The organism is Streptomyces huiliensis (assembly GCF_020037025.1).
Taxonomy (GTDB): Bacteria; Actinomycetota; Actinomycetes; order Streptomycetales; family Streptomycetaceae; genus Streptomyces; species Streptomyces huiliensis.
The window spans coordinates 1-20,348 of sequence record NZ_JAIQLH010000149.1; the positions used below are offsets into that span (position 1 = coordinate 1).

Sequence of the window (20,348 nt, forward strand, 5' to 3'; positions counted from 1 at the left end):
CTGGCCGAGGCGGCGCGGGCGGTGGGCGCGGCGGGTGGCCGCGTGGTCGGCGCGGCGGTGGTCGCGGTGCCGCCGCGGGAGCGCCGTGCGAGAGCCCTGGGCGGCCGGGGAGGGCCTGTGGCGCGGCCGTGGGGGTCGTGTGAATGAAGAGGTTTTCGGGGGAGTGGGAGGCGGCGGTCGGGGACAGACGTCCACCAGGCGCGAAGGCGCGCCGGGGCGCGCGGAGGTGCGCCGGGGCGTCAAGCGGAACTCGCAGTTAAGCCCCGTCGTTCCTCATGGAAACGGGTGGAGAACACCTGAATGGAGGTACGGCGGGGTAAGGGGTACCGACGGGCCTCCCCGCGAGATATGTTCGGTTGTGAGGAATGGCGAAAGCTATGACTCATATCTCCGAATGGCGCGTTTTGCGCGCCTTCGAAGAAGCTGGAACCGGGTGGGACGCAGGTCTTGCCGCCGGGTAGGAGGAGGTGGAACCGCCGTGTCGGTGGCTCCGGTCAGCTCCGGGGCCTGATGCAAGAGGGATGCGCTCCGCACCTTCGGCGGGGCGATCCGGGAACGGAGTTCTGCGTGGACATCGTCGTCAAGGGCCGCAAGACAGAGGTGCCCGAGCGCTTTCGCAAGCACGTGGCCGAGAAGCTGAAGGTCGACAAGATCCAGAAGCTCGACGGCAAGGTGATCAGCCTCGACGTGGAGGTGTCCAAGGAGCCCAACCCCAGGCAGGCGGACCGTTCGGACCGCGTCGAGATCACCCTCCGCGGTCGCGGACCGGTGATCCGGGCGGAGGCCGCCGCGACGGATCCCTACGCCGCGCTGGACCTGGCCACGGCCAAGCTGGAAGCGCGGCTGCGCAAGCAGCACGACAAGCGTCTCGACCGCCGGGGCAACGGACGCATCCCGGCGAGCGGGGTCGGGGTCGCCGTCGACGGCGCCGCGCGCCTCGACGACAGCGGCCGGCTGGCCACGGAGACCGCGGACGAGGTGCCGGTGACCCGCGTGGGGCCGCTGGAGATCCGGGGCGAGGGCCCCATCGTGGTCCGTGAGAAGACCCACACCGCCGCTCCGATGACGCTCGACCAGGCGCTCTACGAAATGGAGTTGGTCGGCCACGACTTCTATCTGTTCGTCGACTCCGACAGCAAGATGCCCAGTGTCGTCTACCGGCGGCACGCCTACGACTACGGCGTCATCCACCTCAACGCCGACCCCTTCGCCGAGGTGGAGCCCGGCGGCGCCGGCGGAGCGCTCGGCGGCTGACGCCGGGCCGCGGCCCGGCACCGGCCGTACGTGATCGGCCGTACGTGATCGCGACACGCCAGGCCGACGCCGGCCGCGGTTCCGTCCGAGACGGGAACCATCCGAGACGGCGCCCCGGAGCCCGGGAGGGCTTCCGGGGCTCCGTCGTGCGTCCCGACCAGGCTGTCACGGCAGCGCGGTCCGGCCCGGCATGGAATCATGGGCGGGCGGCAACGGCTGGCCCGGTGGGACGGGTTGGGGCCGCACCGTGCAACCGCGAGGGGCCATGGCCTTCAGGGGGAGGAACAATGGCGGACAGGTTCGGATCCGTGACCGGGCCCGGCGAGGACGACGTCGAGGGCGCCCGCACGGACTCCGTCGCGGGGGCGGCCCCGAGGAGCGAGCCGATCCGGGTCCTGGTCGTGGACGACCACGCCCTGTTCCGCCGCGGGCTGGAGATCGTGCTGGCGCACGAGGAGGACATCCTCGTCGTGGGCGAGGCCGGTGACGGCGCCGAGGCCGTGGACAAGGCCGCCGACCTGTTGCCGGACATCGTGCTGATGGACGTACGGATGCCGCGGCGCGGCGGTATCGAGGCGTGCACCTCCATCAAGGAGGTGGCCCCCAGCGCCAAGATCATCATGCTGACGATCAGCGACGAGGAGGCCGACCTCTACGACGCGATCAAGGCAGGCGCCACCGGCTACCTGCTCAAGGAGATCTCCACCGACGAGGTCGCCACCGCCATCCGGGCGGTCGCCGACGGGCAGTCGCAGATCAGCCCCTCCATGGCGTCCAAGCTCCTCACCGAGTTCAAGTCCATGATCCAGCGCACCGACGAGCGCCGTCTGGTGCCGGCGCCCCGGCTGACCGACCGTGAGCTGGAGGTGCTCAAGCTGGTCGCCACCGGCATGAACAACCGGGACATCGCCAAGGAGTTGTTCATCAGCGAGAACACCGTCAAGAACCATGTGCGGAACATCCTGGAGAAGCTGCAGTTGCACTCCAGGATGGAGGCGGTGGTGTATGCGATGCGGGAGAAGATCCTGGAGATCCGCTGAGCCGCTGTGACGCGGGCGCCGGTCAGGCCGTGAGCGCGGTGCGGAGTGCCTCCCCCAGTCGTACGTCGTCGCAGCGCTCCACGCGTACGTCGGAACAGCCGACCCACTCGGCCGCCTCGCGCAGCGCCCGGGCCATCGGCGCCACCGCTCCGGCCCCCGCGAGCGAGACCTGGCGGGCCACGAGGGTCCGTCCCTCCCGGGCCGGGTCCACCCGGCCCACCAGCCGGCCGCCCGCCAGCAGGGGCATCGCGAAGTAGCCGTGCACCCGCTTGGGCTTGGGGACGTACGCCTCCAGGCGGTGCGTGAAGCCGAAGATCCGCTCGGTGCGCGGCCGGTCCCAGATGAGCGAGTCGAAGGGGGACAGCAGCGTCGTCCGGTGCCGCTGTGACCCGGCCGCCGACTCCGCCTCCAGCGCCGCCGGGTCGGCCCAGGCGGGCGCGGACCAGCCGGCCACGTCCACCGGGACCAGGCCCGAGCCCTCCAGCGCCGCGTCCACCTGCTCCGCCTTGAGCCGGTGGTAGTCCGCCAGGTCCGCGCGGGTGGCCACCCCCATGGCCGCCCCGGCCTGGGCGACCAGCCGCCGTATGCACGCCGCGTCGTCCAGGTCGTCGTGGAAGAGGGCGTCCGGCACCGCGCGCTCAGCCAGGTCGTACACCCGCTTCCAGCCGCGCCGTTCGGTGCAGACGACCTCCCCCGTGTCGAGCAGCCACTCGACGGCGATCTTCGTCTCCGACCAGTCCCACCACGGGCCGCCCTTCTTGGCGCCGCCCAACTCGGTCGCGGTGAGCGGCCCGTCGGCCAGGAGGCGCTCGCGCACGGCGGCGCAGGAGCGTTCCGCGTCCGCCATGATGTGCCAGCGGTGGCCGCGCTCCCGGAACGCCCGCCGCCGGAAGGCGAAGAGGGGCCACTCCTCGATGGGCAGCACGCAGGCGGCGTGGGACCAGTACTCGAAGCCGTGCGGCGGCTCCGCGGCCCCGTCGGCCGGGCGCGGCGTCCAGTAGGCGGACTCCACCGCGTCCCGGCCCACGGCGCCCAGTCGGGCGTAGGGGACCAGCTCGTGCGAACGGGCCAGCACCGAGATGGTGTCCAGCTGGACGGCGCCCAGCCGCCGCAGCACCCCGCGCACCCCGGCCCGCCGATCGGGCGCGCCGAGCAGGCCCTGGGCGCGCAGCGCCATGCGGCGGGCCTCGTCGGCGGAGAGGCTGGTGGCGGCCCTACGGCCCTTCACGGCGGCGGCAGTTGTCATGCGGTCACCTTAGGACGTGGCACTGACAACGCCCCTCGGTCAGCCCCCGGCGGGGCGTTCCCGGTCGGGGTACGGCAGGTAGGGCGTCCTGGTCGGCAGGCCGAGGTCAGAGGGGAGCAGGCTGCCCGTCCAGGCGTCGCGGCGGGTGCCGTTGTGCGGGATGAGGGCACGGGTGATGCCCTCCATGCGGAAGCCGAGGTTGCGGGCGACGGCCCGGGAGCCCTCGTTCCCGGCCTCCGCGATCCACTCCAGCCGCTCCGCCCCGAGCTCCTCGAACGCCCACCGCACCACCGCGCGGCCCGCCTCGGCGGTGTATCCGCGGCCGCGTTCCTCCTTGGCGGTCCAGTAGCCGATCTCGGCCTGCCGTTCGGGGGTGTGCAGCTTCAGCTGTATCAGCGCCATCGAGCCGGTGAGCCGGCCGTCGTCCCGGGCGAAGACGCCGAAGGTGTAGGCGGTGTCCTCGCGCCAGCCCTGCGGGCAGCGTTCCTCGACGTAGAGCCGGGCGTCTTCGAGGGTGTACGGGGAGGGGACGGGGGTGTAGCGGGGGATCGCCGGGTCCTGGCAGGCGGCGTGCACGGCCGGGATGTCGTCCGGGGCGAAGGGGCGCAGGAGGAGGCGCTCGGTGGTGAGAGTCGTCGGTTCCATGATCCGAGAGTCTGGCGGGTCGGCGCCCCCAAGTGATCGGAAGGCAACATTCCGCATCCCGGTTACCCCCGTCGGGCACTCCGCGGGCACCCCGCGCGTTCACCGTGCGGGTGATCCCCGGGCTCCGCGATGACGGACCTCCCGGCGCGGTGGGGTCCTCGCTTACGATGGCCGTTGCGGCGGGGACTGTCCCGTCGTGCCCGCGCACCCTCTCCCCGCCGGTGGCGGGGGACAGCCAGTGCCAGGCCCGACCGGCAAGGAGTCAGCCTACGTGTCCGTCTTCGGCAAGATCATGCGTGCAGGAGAAGGCAAGATCCTGCGCAAGCTGCACCGCATCGCGGACCAGGTCAATTCCATCGAAGAGGACTTCCTCACCCTCTCCGACGCCGAGCTGCGCGCCCTGACCGAGGAGTACAGGCAGCGGTACGCCGACGGCGAGAGCCTCGACGACCTGCTCCCCGAGGCGTTCGCGACCGTCCGCGAGGCGGCCAAGCGCGTGCTCGGCCAGCGCCACTACGACGTCCAGCTCATGGGCGGCGCCGCGCTGCACCTCGGATACGTGGCGGAGATGAAGACCGGTGAGGGCAAGACCCTCGTCGGCACCCTGCCCGCCTACCTGAACGCGCTCTCCGGCGACGGCGTGCACCTGATCACGGTCAACGACTACCTCGCCGAGCGCGACTCCGAGATGATGGGCCGGGTCCACAAGTTCCTGGGCCTCTCGGTCGGTTGCATCCTGGCCAACATGACGCCGGCCCAGCGCCGCGAGATGTACGGCTGCGACATCACGTACGGCACGAACAACGAGTTCGGCTTCGACTACCTGCGCGACAACATGGCGTGGTCGCAGGACGAGCTCGTGCAGCGCGGGCACAACTTCGCGATCGTCGACGAGGTCGACTCGATCCTCGTCGACGAGGCCCGTACCCCGCTCATCATCTCGGGCCCGGCCGACCAGGCCACCAAGTGGTACGGCGACTTCGCCAAGCTGGTCACCCGCCTCAAGCGCGGCGAGCCGGCCAACCCGCAGAAGGGCGTGGAGGAGACCGGCGACTACGAGGTCGACGAGAAGAAGCGCACGGTCGGCATCCACGAGGCCGGTGTCACCAAGGTCGAGGACTGGCTGGGCATCGACAACCTCTACGAATCGGTCAACACGCCGCTCGTCGGGTATCTCAACAACGCCATCAAGGCGAAGGAACTGTTCAAGAAGGACAAGGACTACGTCGTCATGGACGGCGAAGTCATGATCGTCGACGAGCACACCGGCCGTATCCTCGCCGGCCGCCGCTACAACGAGGGCATGCACCAGGCGATCGAGGCGAAGGAAGGGGTGGACATCAAGGACGAGAACCAGACGCTCGCCACGATCACCCTGCAGAACTTCTTCCGCCTCTACAACAAGCTCTCCGGCATGACCGGTACGGCCATGACCGAGGCCGCCGAGTTCCACCAGATCTACAAGCTCGGCGTGGTGCCGATCCCGACGAACCGTCCGATGCAGCGCAAGGACCAGTCGGACCTGATCTACCGCACCGAGGTCGCGAAGTTCGACGCCGTCGTCGAGGACATCGCCGAGAAGCACGCCAAGGGCCAGCCGATCCTCGTCGGCACCACCTCCGTGGAGAAGTCCGAGTACCTCTCCCAGCAGCTCTCCAAGCGCGGCATCCCGCACGAGGTCCTCAACGCCAAGCACCACGAGCGCGAGGCGCAGATCGTCGCGCAGGCCGGCCGCAAGGGCGCCGTCACCGTCGCCACCAACATGGCCGGCCGCGGTACCGACATCAAGCTCGGCGGCAACCCCGACGACCTCGCCGAGGCGGAGCTGCGCCAGCGCGGCCTGGACCCGGTGGAGCACGTCGAGGAGTGGGCCGCCGCCCTGCCCGCCGCGCTGGAGAAGGCCGAGGCCGCGGTCAAGGCCGAGTTCGAGGAGGTCAAGGACCTCGGCGGGCTCTACGTCCTGGGCACCGAGCGGCACGAGTCGCGCCGCATCGACAACCAGCTGCGCGGCCGTTCCGGCCGGCAGGGCGACCCGGGCGAGTCCCGCTTCTACCTCTCGCTGGGCGACGACCTGATGCGCCTGTTCAAGGCCCAGATGGTCGAGCGCGTGATGGCCATGGCCAACGTTCCCGACGACGTGCCGATCGAGAACAAGATGGTCACCCGGGCCATCGCCTCCGCCCAGTCGCAGGTCGAGCAGCAGAACTTCGAGACCCGCAAGAACGTCCTCAAGTACGACGAGGTGCTCAACCGCCAGCGCGAGGTCATCTACGCCGAGCGCCGGCGCGTCCTGGAGGGCGAGGACCTGCAGGAGCAGATCCAGCACTTCATGGACGACACCATCGACGACTACATCCGCCAGGAGACCGTCGAGGGCTTCGCGGAGGAGTGGGACCTGGAGCGGCTGTGGAGCGCGTTCAAGCAGCTCTACCCGGTCAAGGTCACCATCGACGAGCTGGAGGAGGCGGCCGGCGACCGCGCGGGCATCACCGCCGAGTTCATCGCCGAGTCCGTCAAGGACGACATCCACGAGCAGTACGCGGCCCGCGAGGAGCAGCTCGGCTCCGACATCATGCGCGAGCTGGAGCGCCGCGTCGTGCTGTCGGTCCTGGACCGCAAGTGGCGTGAGCACCTCTACGAGATGGACTACCTCCAGGAGGGCATCGGCCTGCGCGCGATGGCCCAGAAGGATCCGCTGGTCGAGTACCAGCGGGAGGGCTTCGACATGTTCCAGGCCATGATGGAGGGCATCAAGGAGGAGTCGGTCGGCTACCTCTTCAACCTGGAGGTCCAGGTCGACCAGCAGCTGGAGGAGGTCCCGGTCCAGGCCGGCGAGGCGCCGTCGCTGGAGAAGACCCCCGCCGACGCGGTGCCGGCCGCCCGCCCGGAGATCCGGGCCAAGGGCCTCGACGCCCCGCAGCGCCCCGACCGGCTGCACTTCTCCGCCCCGACGGTGGACGGCGAGGGCGGCGTCGTCGAGGGCGACTTCACCAACGACGAGGGTCCGGTCCGCTCCGAGGCGGACGGGATGACCCGGGCCGAGCGCCGCAAGGCGCAGCGGAACGGCGGCGGTGGCCGACGCCGCAAGAAGTGACCTGAGGGGTCGTGAGGAGGGGCGGGACGCGGGTGCGTCCCGCCCCTCCGGCGTACTCGGGCGCGTTCGGGCGAGTGCAGGAGCGTTCAGGAGCGGGCGCCCAGTTCGACGGCGGAGCACCGCCAGCGGTCGTCCGTGCCCTGCTCCAGCCGGAAGGCGAGCGCCCGCATCCGGTCCCCGGAGGTGATCCGCGCGTAGGCCTCGATGACGCCGGGCCGCGGCTGGAACTGGTCGCAGCGCTGGACGACCGGGGTGCCGCCGCGCGCCGCGGGGCGCAGGGGCGCCCGCGGCGCGAGCTCGACGAGCAGGTCGTAGGCGGCGGGCAGGGTGTACCCGAGCATCCGGTGCACCGGGCGCTGACCGCTCAGGGTGAGCAGCAGCTGTTCGGCGAACCAGTAGCGCGGGATGCCCGCGCGGAAGTGCCGGGCGGCCGGGCCGACGCCCGGGCGCCGCGTGTCCGTCCGCCGCGGTGGTGCGGTGCGCCGGGCGGTGTCCCGGCCCGGCCCTGTGGTCCTCTTCAACGTTGGTCGCCCCCTTCGGTCGGGGATCTTCTACCGGCGCGCCGACGGGCCCGGCAAGGGCCGCCGGCTGCGGGGAGTGATTCACCTATCCGGGTGAGAGGTGTGTGGTTTCCGCTGGTCGCGGCCGTGGGCCGGGCGGCGTGCGGGGAGCGGTCGACCGGCTCCCGGCCCTTCGAAGGGGGACGCGCCCCCGTATGCTGGCAGCACCCATCCACAGGCACTCCGGAAAGCGGCGGACATGCGCGTCTACGTCCCTCTGACCCTCCCCGCTCTCGCCGAGGCGCACCGGGCGGGCGAGCTCGGCCCGGCCCCGCTCGACGCCTACGCCGTCACCCCCGCGCTGCGCGAGTGGTACCTCTCCGACGACATGGAGGAGCTGGAGTACGCGGCGCTCGGGCGCGCCGCGCAGGCCTCGCTCCGGCTGATCGCCACCGACCCGGCCGCGCCGCGCCGCCGGGTGGTCGTCGCGGTCGACGTGCCGGACCGGGAGGCCGCCGTGGATCCGGACCGGGCGCTCGACGAGTCGGCGCTCGGCGAGGTGCGGCTGTCCCGGCCGGTGCCGCTGGCGAAGGCCGCCGCCGTGCACGTGGACGCGGACGACGCCGAGGCGGACGTCGCGGCGGCCGCGGCGGCGCTGGGCGCGGCCGACCAGGGCGACGACGACGCCCGCTTCACGGTGGACGGCGCGGAGGACCACGAGCTGATGTGGTTCGGCGTGCAGGAGATCCCCAACCTGACCTGAGGCCCGCTCGGCATCCGCCCTGGTCGGACGGGTGGCCGGGGCGTTGTCAGTGGGTGCCGGTACGGTCTTTCCATGACACAGCACGGCGCTCACATCGTCTGGGACTGGAACGGCACGCTGCTGCACGACGTCGACGCGGTGATGGCCGCGACGAACGCCTCGTTCGCGGAGGTCGGGCTGGCCCCGATCACGCTGGAGCGGTACCGGGACCTGTACTGCGTACCCGTGCCGCGGTTCTACGAGCGGCTGATGGGCCGGCTGCCCAGCGACGCCGAGTGGCAGGTGATGGACGCGGCGTTCCACCGGTACTACGCGAAGTTCGCCGTGGACGTCGAGCTGGCGGAGGGGGCCAGGCAGCTGCTCGCGGACCGGCAGGCGGCCGGGCGCACGCAGTCGCTCTGCTCCCTGGCCTCGCACGACGACTTGATACCCCTGGTGCGGACGTACGGCATCGAGCACCACTTCGTCCGCGTCGACGGCCGGACCGGCCGGAGCGACCGGGGCAAGGCCGAGCAGATGGCCCGGCACGTCGCGGCCCTGGAGGGCACGGCTCCGGAGCGGGTGGTCGTCGTCGGGGACGCGGTGGACGACGCGCTCGCCGCGGCGCACGTGGGCGCGAAGGCGGTGCTGTACACCGGGGGGTCGCACAGCCGGGCGAGCCTGTCCGCCGCCGGTGTGCCGGTGGTCGACACGCTGGTGGAGGCGGTCGAGCTCGCGGAGCGTCTGGTGGGGTGAGGCCCGGTACCGGCCGGCGGCCGGTGGCGCCGGGACGTGTCGGACTGCGTCGGGCGAATACCGAGGTGGACGGGGGGCAAGCGGTGAGGGGAGCGCCGGGAAGGGGTGCCGGGGCGCGGTCGGGGACGGGTCGCTGTCCAGACCGTCAAAGACAGGGGCCGTCTTTTGTACACAATCGGCTCATGACGCGGTCCCCCGGAAGAGCGATAGCCTTACCGGGTGATCAGCGCGATATCCCGCGGGGGCGACGACGCCTCTGTGCGCCGCCCGGAGCGCCACGGCGCCCGGGCCACCGCTGGTCCCCGGAACCGGGCCCGTCCGACGCTTCTGCCGTTTCTGACAGAGTTGTCCGAGAACGGCCCGGTCACCCCTCATCCCGGCATACCGTCGAAGTCGACCGGAGAACCGGCGTCGCGGCGTGATGCCTTCACCACCTATGTCACGCAACGGCGCGCGACAGGAGCCAGAGGACATGCAGACCAAGCTGGACGAAGCCAAGGCCGAGCTGCTCGCGCGGGCGGCCCGCGTCGCCGAGAACACGCCGGCCGGGGCACAGCACCCGACCGGGCCGAACGGTGAGGGCGGGCTCGACCAGGACACCCTGACCGCGTACCTCCAGCGCTACTACCTGCACACGGCGCCGGAGGACCTGACGGGCCGCGACCCCGTCGACGTCTTCGGCGCCGCGCTGTCGCACTACCGGCTCGCCGAGAACCGGCCGCAGGGCACCGCGAACGTGCGGGTCCACACGCCGACGGTCGAGGAGAACGGCTGGACGTGCAGCCACTCGGTGGTCGAGGTGGTCACCGACGACATGCCGTTCCTGGTCGACTCGGTCACCAACGAGCTCTCCCGGCAGAACCGCGGCATCCACGTCGTCATCCACCCGCAGATGGTCGTCCGCCGCGACCTGACCGGCCGCCTGCTGGAGGTCCTCGGCTCCAACTGCGACGCCCACGGCACCGGCAAGGACGCCGAACTGCCGCACGACGCGCTCGTCGAGTCCTGGATCCACGTCGAGATCGACCGCGAGACCGACCGCGACGACCTCAAGCAGATCGGCAACGACCTGCTCCGCGTCCTCTCCGACGTCCGCGAGGCCGTCGAGGACTGGGAGAAGATGCGCGAGGCCGCGCTGCGGCTGGCCGACGGCCTGCAGGACGAGCCGGCCCCCGCCGACCTGCCGGTCACCGAGGTCGACGAGGCCCGCGAGCTGCTCCGCTGGCTCTCCGCCGACCACTTCACGTTCCTCGGCTACCGCGAGTACGAGCTGACCAAGGTGGCCGGCGACGGGGACGAGGAGGACGCGCTGACCGCCGTCCCCGGCACCGGCCTCGGCATCCTCCGCTCCGACCCCGCGCACACCGTCGACGGGCACCACGACGGCCCGCACGCGCCGCTGTCCCGGCCCGCCTCGGCGTCCTTCAGCCGGCTGCCCGCCGACGCCCGGGCCAAGGCCCGTGAGCACAAGCTCCTCGTGCTGACCAAGGCCAACAGCCGCGCCACCGTGCACCGTCCCTCGTACCTCGACTACGTGGGCGTCAAGAAGTTCGACGCCGAGGGCAACGTCGTCGGCGAGCGCCGCTTCCTGGGCCTGTTCTCCTCGGCCGCCTACACCGAGTCCGTCCGCCGGGTGCCGGTGATCCGCCGCAAGGTGGCCCAGGTCCTGTCCGACGCCGGGTTCACGCCCCACAGCCACGACGGGCGCGACCTGCTCCAGATCCTGGAGACCTACCCGCGCGACGAGCTGTTCCAGACCCCTGCCGACCAGCTGCGGTCCATCGCCACCAGCGTGCTCTACCTGCAGGAGCGCCGCCGGCTGCGGCTGTTCCTGCGCCGCGACGAGTACGGGCGCTACTACTCCGCCCTGGTCTACCTGCCGCGCGACCGGTACACCACCGGCGTCCGGCTGCGGCTGATCGACATCCTCAAGGAAGAGCTCAACGGCACCAGCGTCGACTTCACGGCCTGGAACACCGAGTCGGTCCTGTCCCGGCTGCACTTCGTCGTCCGCGTCGAGCCCGGCTCCACGCTGCCGGAGCTGAGCGACGCCGACGAGGAGCGCATCGAGGGGCGCCTGGTGGAGGCCGCCCGGTCCTGGGCCGACGGCTTCGCCGAGACGCTCACCGCCGAGGTCGGCGAGGAGCGCGCCGCCGAGCTGCTGCGCCGCTACACCCAGGCCTTCTCCGAGGGCTACAAGGCCGATCACAGTCCGCGCGCCGCCGTCGCCGACCTCCAGCACCTGGAGAAGGTCACCGCGGGTGACCGCGACTTCGCGTTCAGCCTCTACGAGCCGGTCGGCGCGGCCCCCGGCGAGCGCCGCTTCAAGATCTACCGCACCGGTGACCCGGTCTCCCTCTCCGCCGTGCTGCCGGTCCTGAGCCGGCTGGGCGTCGAGGTCGTCGACGAGCGCCCGTACGAGCTGCGCTGCTCGGACCGGACGACGGCGTGGATCTACGACTTCGGGCTGCGGATGCCCGAGCACGTCGAGGGCGACGACGCCCGCGGCCGCTTCCAGGACGCGTTCGCCGCGGTCTGGACCGGCAAGGCGGAGAACGACAACTTCAACAAGCTCGTGCTGCGCGCCGGTCTCGACTGGCGGCAGGCGATGGTGCTGCGGGCCTACGCCAAGTACCTCCGGCAGGCCGGTACGACGTTCAGCCAGTCGTACATGGAGGACACCCTCAGCAACAACGTCCACACCACGCGCCTGCTGATCAACCTGTTCGAGGCCCGGATGTCCCCGGCGCTCCAGCGCGCGGGCCGCGAGCTGACGGACGGGCTGCTGGAGGAGCTGGACGGCGCCCTCGACCAGGTCGCGAGCCTGGACGAGGACCGCATCCTGCGGGCGTTCCTCACGGTCATCAAGGCCACCCTGCGCACCAATCACTTCCAGCGCGACGCGAACGGCGAGCCGCACGCCTACCTGTCGATCAAGCTGGACCCGCAGGCCATCCCGGACCTCCCGGCGCCGCGCCCGGCCTTCGAGATCTGGGTCTACTCGCCGCGCGTCGAGGGCGTGCACCTGCGCTTCGGCAAGGTCGCCCGCGGTGGTCTGCGCTGGTCCGACCGGCGCGAGGACTTCCGCACCGAGGTGCTGGGCCTGGTCAAGGCGCAGATGGTGAAGAACACCGTCATCGTCCCGGTGGGCGCCAAGGGCGGCTTCGTCGGCAAGCAGCTGCCGGACCCGTCGGTGGACCGCGACGCGTGGCTCGCCGAGGGCATCGCCTCGTACAAGACCTTCATCTCCGGTCTCCTCGACATCACCGACAACATGGTCGGCGGCGAGGTCGTGCCGCCGAAGGACGTCGTCCGGCACGACGAGGACGACACCTACCTGGTGGTCGCGGCCGACAAGGGCACCGCGACGTTCTCCGACATCGCCAACGAGGTCGCCCAGTCGTACGGCTTCTGGCTCGGTGACGCCTTCGCCTCCGGCGGCTCCGCGGGCTACGACCACAAGGGCATGGGCATCACCGCCCGCGGCGCCTGGGAGTCGGTCAAGCGCCACTTCCAGGAGCTGGGGCACAACACCCAGACCGAGGACTTCACGGTCGTCGGCGTCGGCGACATGTCCGGTGACGTGTTCGGCAACGGCATGCTGCTGTCGGAGCACATCCGCCTGGTGGCCGCCTTCGACCACCGGCACATCTTCCTGGACCCGACGCCGGACGCCGCCACCTCGTACGCCGAGCGCCGGCGCCTGTTCGAGCTGCCGCGCTCGTCGTGGGCCGACTACGACACCTCGCTGCTGTCCAAGGGCGGCGGCGTGCACCCGCGGACGGCCAAGTCGATCCCGATCAACGCGCACGTCCGCGAGGCCCTGGGCATCGAGCCGGGCATCACCAAGATGACCCCGGCCGAGCTGATGAAGTCCATCCTGCGGGCCCCCGTCGACCTGCTGTGGAACGGCGGCATCGGCACCTACGTCAAGGCGTCCACCGAGTCCCACGCGGACGTCGGGGACAAGGCGAACGACGCGATCCGCGTCGACGGCGGCGACCTGCGCGCCAAGGTCGTCGGCGAGGGCGGCAACCTGGGCCTGACCCAGCTCGGCCGCATCGAGTTCGCGCTCGCGGGCGGCCGGGTCAACACCGACGCCATCGACAACAGCGCCGGCGTGGACACCTCGGACCACGAGGTGAACATCAAGATCCTGCTCAACGCGCTGGTCACCGACGGCGACATGACCGTCAAGCAGCGCAACAAGCTGCTGGCGGAGATGACCGACGAGGTCGGCGAGCTGGTCCTGCGCAACAACTACGCGCAGAACGTCGCCCTGGCCAACGCGGTGGCCCAGGCGCCCAGCCTGCTCCACGCCCACCAGCGGATCATGCGCCGCCTCAGCCGGGACGGGCACCTGGACCGTGCGCTGGAGTTCCTGCCCACCGACCGGCAGATCCGTGAGCGGCTCTCCGCCGGGCGCGGCCTGACCCAGCCGGAGCTGGCGGTCCTGCTCGCCTACATCAAGATCACGACGGCCGAGGAGCTGCTGGCCACCGGCCTGCCGGACGACCCGTACCTGCAGCGCCTGCTCTACGCCTACTTCCCGGGCGCCCTGCGCCAGGCGTTCGGCGAGCAGATCGACCACCACGCCCTGCGGCGCGAGATCGTGACGACCGTCCTCGTCAACGACACGGTCAACACCGGCGGGTCGACCTTCCTGCACCGGCTGCGGGAGGAGACCGGGGCCTCGCTGGAGGAGATCGTCCGGGCGCAGGCCGCGGCCCGCGAGATCTTCGGCCTGGGCGCGGTGTGGGACGCCGTCGAGGCGCTGGACAACAAGGTCGCGGCGGACGTCCAGACCCGGGTGCGGCTGCACTCGCGGCGGCTGGTCGAGCGCGGCACCCGCTGGCTGCTCAACAACCGCCCGCAGCCGCTCCAGCTGGCCGAGACCATCGAGTACTTCCGCGACGGCGTGGCGACGGTCTGGGGCGAGCTGCCCAAGCTGCTGCGCGGCGAGGACCTCGAGTGGTGGCAGACCATCCACGACGAGCTGACGGAGGCCGGGATCCCCGGCGAGCTGGCCGTCCGGGTCGCGGGCTTCTCGTCCGTCTTCCCGGCGCTGGACGTCGTCGCCATCGCGGAGCGCACGGGCAAGGAGCCGCTGTTCGTGGCGGAGGTCTACTACGACCTCGGCGACCGGCTGCACATCACCCAGCTGATGGACAAGATCATCGAGCTGCCGCGGTCCGACCGCTGGCAGTCGATGGCCCGCGCCTCCATCCGTGAGGACCTGTACGCGTGCCACGCCGCGCTCACCGCCGACATCCTCGCGGTGGGCAACGGCTCCTCCACGCCGGAGCAGCGCTTCACGGCGTGGGAGGAGAAGAACGCGCCGATCCTGACCCGCGCGCGGACCACGCTGGACGAGATCCGCGGCTCGGACTCGTTCGACCTGGCCAACCTGTCGGTGGCCATGCGGACGATGCGCACCCTGCTGCGGACGCACAGCTGATCCGTCGACCGCGTCAAGGGGCGGCCCCGGGGTTCCGAAACCCCGGGGCCGCCCCTTTTCGTCCTTCTTCACCCCCGCGTTCCTGCCGGTTCCGCCCGCGTTGGCGGCCCGGCCGCCCGGCCCTGCTGTCCTGGGGACCGGTGGTTCCTACGGTGGAGGTGCGGTGGTCTCGGGTCGGTACGCGGCCGGGTCGTGCCCGGCGGGCGCGTCGTGAACGGGCGCGGGCGCGTCGTGCGCGCGGCCGTGCCGCGGTCCGTGGCGGGGCAGCGTCCGGAAGACCCAGGCCCGGTACGCCCAGAAGCGGAACAGGGTGGCGGTTCCGATGCCGAGGAACTTGAAGAGGTTGCTCTGGAACGGCGAGCCCCAGCCGAAGCCGTAGGTGGCGATGTAGAGGATGCCGTTCTCGATGACCAGGCCGAGGGCGCTGAAGACCGCGAAGAGCAGCACCTCCCTGCTGCGGTGGCTCTTGTCGCGGTCGCGGTAGGTGAAGTACCGCAGGCCCAGGTAGTTGAAGGCGATGGCGACGACGGTGGCGACCACGCTGCACCGGACGACGGGGAGCCTGGTGATGCCCCGGCACAGGTTGAAGACGCCGAAGTTGACGAAGATCCCCAGCACCCCGACGGTGCCGAACTTCGCGAACTCGTGTCCGAGCGCCAGCAGCCTCGCCGAACCGGGCAGGCGTCTCCCTCTTGCCGTCGTCCCTGCCGTCGTCTGTCGCAAGGGCATCTCCCGAAACGGTCGCCACGCATAGCGGACATTGCACGCAGACAGCTGATTGTAGTGTAATTTCCCGCGAAAACTAACGCAGTGCGACGGTGTGACGACGATGCGCGAGGACGGTGGCATGACAGAGGCGGTACTGCTCGTCGGCGGCAAGGGCACTCGGCTCCAGCCGCTCACGCTGAACACCCCCAAGCCGATGGTCCCGGCCGCCGGGGTGCCGTTCCTCGCCCACCAGCTCGCCCGGGCCCGGGCCGCCGGGGTGCGGCACGTCGTCCTGGCCACCTCGTACCTCGCCGAGGTCTTCGAGCCGTACTTCGGCGACGGCTCCGCCCACGGCCTGCGGCTCACCTACGTCACCGAGGACGAGCCGCTCGGCACGGGCGGGGCGATCCGGGGCGCCGCCGGCGCGCTCACTGCCCGGCCGGGCGACCCCGTGCTCGTCTTCAACGGCGACATCCTCACCGGACTCGACATCCCCGCCCTGCTCAGGCACCACGAGCGGACCCAGGCCGACGTCACCCTGCACCTCACCCGGGTCGCCGACCCCCGGGCGTACGGCCTGGTGCCCACCGCCCCCGACGGCCGGGTGCTGGCCTTCACCGAGAAGCCCCGGCACCCCGACGAGATCGTCACCGACCAGATCAACGCCGGCTGCTACGTCTTCCGGCGGGAGGTCATCGACGCCATCCCCGCCGGCCGCCCGGTCTCCGTCGAGCGGGAGACCTTCCCCGGGCTGCTGGACGGCGGCGCGCTGCTGCACGGCGTCGTCGACGCGTCGTACTGGCTGGACCTCGGCCGGCCCGCCTCGTTCATCCAGGCCTCCGCCGACCTCGTGCGCGGCATCGTCCGCTCCCCGGCGGTGCCGGGCGAACCGGGGGAGCACCTGGTGCTGCCCGGCGCCCACGTCGAGCCCGGGGCGCGGCTGGCCGGCGGGACGGTCGTCGGCGCGGGGGCGTGGGTCGGGGCCGGTGCCGAGATCACCGGGTCCGTGGTGCTGGACGGGGCCCGGGTCGAGGCGGGGGCGCGGATCCGGGCGTCGATGATCGGTACCGCCGCACGGGTGGGGCCGCGCACCGTGCTGGACGGCGCCGTCATCGGCGACCACGCCGAGGTCGGCGCGGACAACGAGCTGCGCGAGGGTGCCCGGGTCTGGTGCGGCACCGCCATCCCCGACGCCGCCATCCGCTTCGGCGCCGCCTGACCGGGGAACCGACGTCCGTATGCCCCCACCTACCGCAGAGGACAGCCCATGAGAGTTCCGCACACCCCCGCCGTCCTGGCCCCGCTGCCCGCCGAGTGGGCCCGCACGGTGACCACCGTGGTGATGCCCACCTACAACGAGGCGGAGAACCTGCCGATGATGGCTGAGGCGCTGATGGCGCTGCCGCTGGAGGGGCTGCGGCTGCTGGTCGTGGACGACGACAGCCCGGACGGCACCGGCCGGGTCGCCGACCAGCTGGCCGACAAGTACCAGGAGCCCGGCCGGCCACGCGTCTCCGTGCTGCACCGCACCGCCAAGGAGGGCCTCGGACGGGCGTACGCGGCCGGTATGGCGCGGGCCGTCGAGGACGGCGCCGCGTACGTCCTGCAGATGGACGCCGACGGCAGCCACCCGGCCGGCAAGATCGCCGAGATGCTGGGTGTCGCCCTGTCCACCGGGGCGGACGTCGTCGTCGGCAGCCGGTACGTGCCCGGCGGCACCCTGTCCGCCGCCTGGGGCGCCCACCGCAAGCTGCTCTCGCGCTGGGCCAACGCCTACGCGGGCACCATCCTCGGCACCCGGCTGCGCGACATCACCGGCGGGTTCAACCTGTGGAGCGCGGCGGCGCTGCGCTCCCTCGACCTCGACACCGTCGACAGCGCGGGCTACAGCTTCCAGGTCGAGACCAAGTACCGGGCGCTGCGGGCCGGGTTCACGGTGGTGGAGGTGCCGATCCACTTCGAGGACCGGACGGTGGGGGAGTCCAAGATGAGCCTGGCGGTGCAGATGGAGTCGGTCGCGATGCCCTGGCGGCTGCGGGCCAAGGAGATGCGTTCGAGCGGTGGGCGGGCCCGCTGAGCCGCGCGGCGTGACCGTCCGGACGGAGGCCGCGCCGGCCGCCGCCACGGATGCGTCGTACCGCGCCCTGCTGCTGGTCACCCTGGTCCCGGCCGTGCTGCTGCTGGCCGCCGTGGTGCGGCTGCCGTGGGCCGGGGACCTGGGGATGCACGCGGCGGTGGTGGAGCGGCTGCGCGCGGATCTGCCGCATCCGGGGCATCCGCTGGTGGACGCGGACGTGCCCAGCCCCTACTACTCGCCCTGGATGGTCGTGCTGGCGCTGCTCGCGGCGGCGACCGGGGCGAGCGCGCCGGCCGTGCTGCACCTGGCCGCGCTCGCCGGGCTCGTCGCGTTCGGCACCGGGGTGCGCGCGTTCGTCCGGACGCTGACCGGGCGGCGCGCGGCCGTGCCGCTGGCGCTGCTGTGTGTCCTCTTCCTGTACGGCACCCGGCTGTTCGCCTGGAGCGGGGTGCCCGGCCTCACCTCGCTCGCGCTGACCGCCGCCTATCCGAGCACGTTGGCGCTGGGGCTGGCACTGCACCTGTGGGCCTTGACGCGGCGGGCGGTGGCGGAGCGGTGGAGGATGGCCCGTTTCCTGGGGCTGGGGCTGCTGCTGGCCCTGGTGCTGCTGGTGCACCAATTTACGGGGGCGGTGGCGGCGTTGGGGGTGGTGTCGGTGCTCTTGGGGGCGCGGCCTCTGCCGACACGCGCCGTCTGGCTCCGGGTGGGCGCCGGGGCGCTGCTCGCCGGAGCGGTGCTCGCGGCATGGCCGTACTACCCCTTCACCGCGCTGTTCGGCGCCGACGGGCTGGAGGCGATCCACCGGTCGCTCTACCGGCATCTGCTGCCCAAGTTCTGCCTGGTGAGCCTGGGAGTGGTGGCGCTCTGTGCGCGGTGGCGGCGGGATCCGCGGGATCCGCTGGTCCTCCTGTTCCTTCTGGGGACGGTGGTCTTCGCGGCGGGCGGTCTGACCGGCCACTGGTCCTGGGGGCGGATCCTGCCCGCGGTGCTGCTCCCCGCGCAGCTGGCCCTCGCGGTGGAGGCGGCGGGGCGGGCCGGCCCTTCGGCGGACGCGGCCGGGGGGATCGGCCGCCGGGCCGGACCGTCGGCGGATGCGCCCGGGGGAACCGGCCGCCGGGCCGGACCGCTGCTCGTCGGGGCGACCGCCGCCGCCCTCCTGACCGGGGCGTACGTCCAGGCCGGAGCCGTGTCCTACGCCCTGCCGGCCCGCGCCGCCCGGATCGTCCGGGCGCACGTCCCGTCCATCGCCCCGTGGCCGTCGTTCGCCTGGGCGGCCAGGCGGGTGCCGGCCGGGGAGACGGTCATGACCGACGACTACCTCGCGCTGCGGATGCTGCCCGCCTACGGGCCGTACACCGTCGCCCCCGCCTATCCGGACGTGTTCCTCACCGATGAACAGGAGCGCAGGGCGGTGACACGGCGCTATTACGCGCCCTCCGCCGACCGCGCGCAACGGCTGAGCGCCCTGCGGGCGTACGGGGCGCGCTGGGTGCTGCAGAGAGACGGCGGGCCCGGCCTGCCGCCCGACGACCCGGCCCTGCGGCGTGCCGCCCGGGGCCCCGGAGGACTGATGTTGCTGGAGGTGAAGCGATGAGTGCGCCGGACGATGGGCCTCCGTCCCGCGACGGCTTCGCGCGCTGGATCGCCGGCCGGGCCTCGTGGCCCGTCCTGACGGCGGCGCTGCTGGTCTACGTGCTCAGCGCCGGGCGGATGCTGGGCGTCCGCCGGGCGGGCATGGACAACGCGGTCGTCGTCCGGGCCGCGCGCGCCCTGCTGGAGGGCGGCTCGCCGTACGCGGACAAACGGTTTCTCTATCTGCCGGGCGCGGTGTTCGCGGCGCTGCCGCAGGCGCCGTTCGGCGACGCGTCGCTGTCCCGTGCGGTGCCCTTCGCCACCGCCGCGCTGGTGCTCGTCGGCGTCGTGCTCGCCCTGCGGATCTTCGGCGTCCGGGCGGACAGCCGGCTCGCCGCCGCCCTGACCGCCGGTCTCGGCCTCTTCCTCCCCTTCCAGAGCATCGTCCACCTGGGCAACTGGACGGCGGCCTCGGCCGTGGCCTTCCCCGCCGCGCTGCTGCTCGCGCTCCGCGGCCGCTGGACCGCGGCCGGCGTCACCGTCGGCCTGGCCGTGGCGCTCAAGCCGATGCTCGTACCGCTGCTGCTGCTCTTCCTGCTCGCCCGGCGCCGGCGGGCGCTGGCGTGGGCGGTGGCCCTGCCCGTGGCGATCTCCCTGGCGGCGGCGCTCGCCATGCCCCGGCCGGGCCTGTTCCTCACCAAGACGCTGCCGTTCCTGCTGCACGGCCAGGACGACTACGCCGCGCCCTTCGACGCCTCGTGGACCGCCGTCCTGCCGCGGCTGGGGGTCCCGCACCTCCTGGCGTTCGCGCTCGCCGCCTGCGCCGCCGCGGCGGTGCTCGCCGCCGCCCGGCTGCGCTGGCGGCGCGGGGGCGACGAGGCGCTGCGGCTCGTCGAGACCGGGGCGCTGCTGATGCTCGCCGCGTTCCTGGTCTCCCGGCCGTCCTTCCTGCACTACGCCCTGGTGATCGTGCCCGCGCTCGTGGCGTCGGTGGTGGTGCGGGGGGCCGCCGCACGCTCCGTGTGGTTCTGGATGGCCCTGTTGCCGCAGCTCGCGGGGGTGTCCTGGCCGGAGCTGGGCAGTGCGCGGCGGCACGCCTTCCGGGACATCGTGATGTTCACCGGGATGGCGGCGGTGCTCGCCGCCGACGCCTGGCGGAGCCGCCCGCGGACCGCTCGGACGGTGACTGTCAGTGGTGTCACCTACTCTCTGAGTAGTGATCCGGCTCTCCGGGATCCTTCCGAGATGAGGTGACT

The 20,348-nt window shown here is 72.3% G+C and carries 14 protein-coding genes; 10 read left to right on the top strand and 4 right to left on the bottom strand.

Translation table 11 applies throughout. The features are described from left to right. Positions 1-567: 567 nt before the first annotated feature. Positions 568-1,254 (top strand): ribosome hibernation-promoting factor, HPF/YfiA family, encoded by a 687-nt coding sequence (gene hpf, locus JNW98_RS23250; protein ID WP_223770217.1) that lies wholly within the window; start codon positions 568-570, stop codon positions 1,252-1,254. Between the two features lie 287 nt (positions 1,255-1,541). Next, the gene (locus JNW98_RS23255) at positions 1,542-2,294 is read left to right on the top strand and encodes a response regulator (protein ID WP_223770218.1); all 753 of its coding nucleotides are present in this window, start codon (positions 1,542-1,544) and stop codon (positions 2,292-2,294) included. A 22-nt stretch (positions 2,295-2,316) separates the two neighbouring features. On the opposite strand, the gene JNW98_RS23260 is transcribed toward JNW98_RS23255, so the two are convergent. Continuing rightward, entirely contained in the window at positions 2,317-3,540 is a 1,224-nt protein-coding gene (locus tag JNW98_RS23260; RefSeq protein ID WP_223770219.1) for a winged helix-turn-helix domain-containing protein, read from the bottom strand. 39 nt (positions 3,541-3,579) lie between these two features. After that, entirely contained in the window at positions 3,580-4,185 is a 606-nt protein-coding gene (locus JNW98_RS23265) for a GNAT family N-acetyltransferase (RefSeq protein WP_223770220.1), read from the bottom strand. Positions 4,186-4,456: 271 nt separating this feature from the next. Here JNW98_RS23265 and secA point away from each other — a divergent pair, with 271 nt between their 5' ends. Next, positions 4,457-7,279, top strand: a complete 2,823-nt coding sequence (secA, locus tag JNW98_RS23270; RefSeq protein ID WP_223770221.1) for a preprotein translocase subunit SecA — start codon at positions 4,457-4,459, stop codon at positions 7,277-7,279. 86 nt (positions 7,280-7,365) lie between these two features. Here secA and JNW98_RS23275 read toward each other — a convergent pair whose 3' ends face one another. Then, positions 7,366-7,800, bottom strand: coding sequence for an Rv3235 family protein (locus JNW98_RS23275; RefSeq protein WP_223770222.1), 435 nt, complete (start codon positions 7,798-7,800; stop codon positions 7,366-7,368). A gap of 238 nt (positions 7,801-8,038) precedes the next feature. Between JNW98_RS23275 and JNW98_RS23280 the strand changes: the two genes are divergently transcribed. The 3 genes from JNW98_RS23280 (at position 8,039) to JNW98_RS23290 (ending at position 14,735) form a co-directional block, all read left to right on the top strand. Continuing rightward, complete coding sequence (locus JNW98_RS23280) at positions 8,039-8,542, top strand: DUF6912 family protein (protein ID WP_223770223.1); 504 nt, start codon at positions 8,039-8,041, stop codon at positions 8,540-8,542. A 72-nt stretch (positions 8,543-8,614) separates the two neighbouring features. Further along, on the top strand, positions 8,615-9,277 hold the full coding sequence (locus JNW98_RS23285) for an HAD family hydrolase (RefSeq protein ID WP_223770224.1): 663 nt from the start codon (positions 8,615-8,617) through the stop codon (positions 9,275-9,277). A gap of 472 nt (positions 9,278-9,749) precedes the next feature. Beyond that, the gene (locus JNW98_RS23290; protein WP_223770225.1) at positions 9,750-14,735 is read left to right on the top strand and encodes an NAD-glutamate dehydrogenase; all 4,986 of its coding nucleotides are present in this window, start codon (positions 9,750-9,752) and stop codon (positions 14,733-14,735) included. A 147-nt stretch (positions 14,736-14,882) separates the two neighbouring features. Here the strand turns inward: JNW98_RS23290 and JNW98_RS23295 are convergent, their stop codons facing one another. Further along, entirely contained in the window at positions 14,883-15,395 is a 513-nt protein-coding gene (locus JNW98_RS23295; protein ID WP_223770236.1) for a GtrA family protein, read from the bottom strand. Positions 15,396-15,582: 187 nt separating this feature from the next. Between JNW98_RS23295 and manB the strand changes: the two genes are divergently transcribed. Genes manB through JNW98_RS23315 form a run of 4 tightly spaced genes read left to right on the top strand, consistent with a single transcriptional unit; the run spans position 15,583 to position 20,346 of the window. Further along, positions 15,583-16,662, top strand: a complete 1,080-nt coding sequence (manB, locus tag JNW98_RS23300; protein WP_223770226.1) for a mannose-1-phosphate guanylyltransferase — start codon at positions 15,583-15,585, stop codon at positions 16,660-16,662. Between the two features lie 48 nt (positions 16,663-16,710). After that, entirely contained in the window at positions 16,711-17,520 is an 810-nt protein-coding gene (locus JNW98_RS23305; protein WP_223770227.1) for a polyprenol monophosphomannose synthase, read from the top strand. Further along, entirely contained in the window at positions 17,504-19,114 is a 1,611-nt protein-coding gene (locus JNW98_RS23310; RefSeq protein ID WP_223770228.1) for a hypothetical protein, read from the top strand. Before JNW98_RS23305 ends, JNW98_RS23310 begins: the two co-directional genes overlap by 17 nt. Beyond that, positions 19,111-20,346, top strand: coding sequence for a glycosyltransferase 87 family protein (locus JNW98_RS23315; protein ID WP_223770229.1), 1,236 nt, complete (start codon positions 19,111-19,113; stop codon positions 20,344-20,346). Before JNW98_RS23310 ends, JNW98_RS23315 begins: the two co-directional genes overlap by 4 nt. Positions 20,347-20,348 lie beyond the last annotated feature (2 nt).

Excerpts from the sequence above, each read along its gene's own strand:
- JNW98_RS23255 (WP_223770218.1), top strand. The coding sequence starts at position 1,542 with ATGGCGGACAGGTTCGGATCCGTGACCGGGCCCGGCGAGGACGACGTC.
- JNW98_RS23260 (WP_223770219.1), bottom strand. The coding sequence starts at position 3,540 with ATGACAACTGCCGCCGCCGTGAAGGGCCGTAGGGCCGCCACCAGCCTC.
- JNW98_RS23265 (WP_223770220.1), bottom strand. The coding sequence starts at position 4,185 with ATGGAACCGACGACTCTCACCACCGAGCGCCTCCTCCTGCGCCCCTTC.
- JNW98_RS23280 (WP_223770223.1), top strand. The coding sequence starts at position 8,039 with ATGCGCGTCTACGTCCCTCTGACCCTCCCCGCTCTCGCCGAGGCGCAC.
- JNW98_RS23285 (WP_223770224.1), top strand. The coding sequence starts at position 8,615 with ATGACACAGCACGGCGCTCACATCGTCTGGGACTGGAACGGCACGCTG.
- JNW98_RS23290 (WP_223770225.1), top strand. The coding sequence starts at position 9,750 with ATGCAGACCAAGCTGGACGAAGCCAAGGCCGAGCTGCTCGCGCGGGCG.
- manB (WP_223770226.1), top strand. The coding sequence starts at position 15,583 with ATGACAGAGGCGGTACTGCTCGTCGGCGGCAAGGGCACTCGGCTCCAG.
- JNW98_RS23305 (WP_223770227.1), top strand. The coding sequence starts at position 16,711 with ATGAGAGTTCCGCACACCCCCGCCGTCCTGGCCCCGCTGCCCGCCGAG.
- JNW98_RS23315 (WP_223770229.1), top strand. The coding sequence starts at position 19,111 with ATGAGTGCGCCGGACGATGGGCCTCCGTCCCGCGACGGCTTCGCGCGC.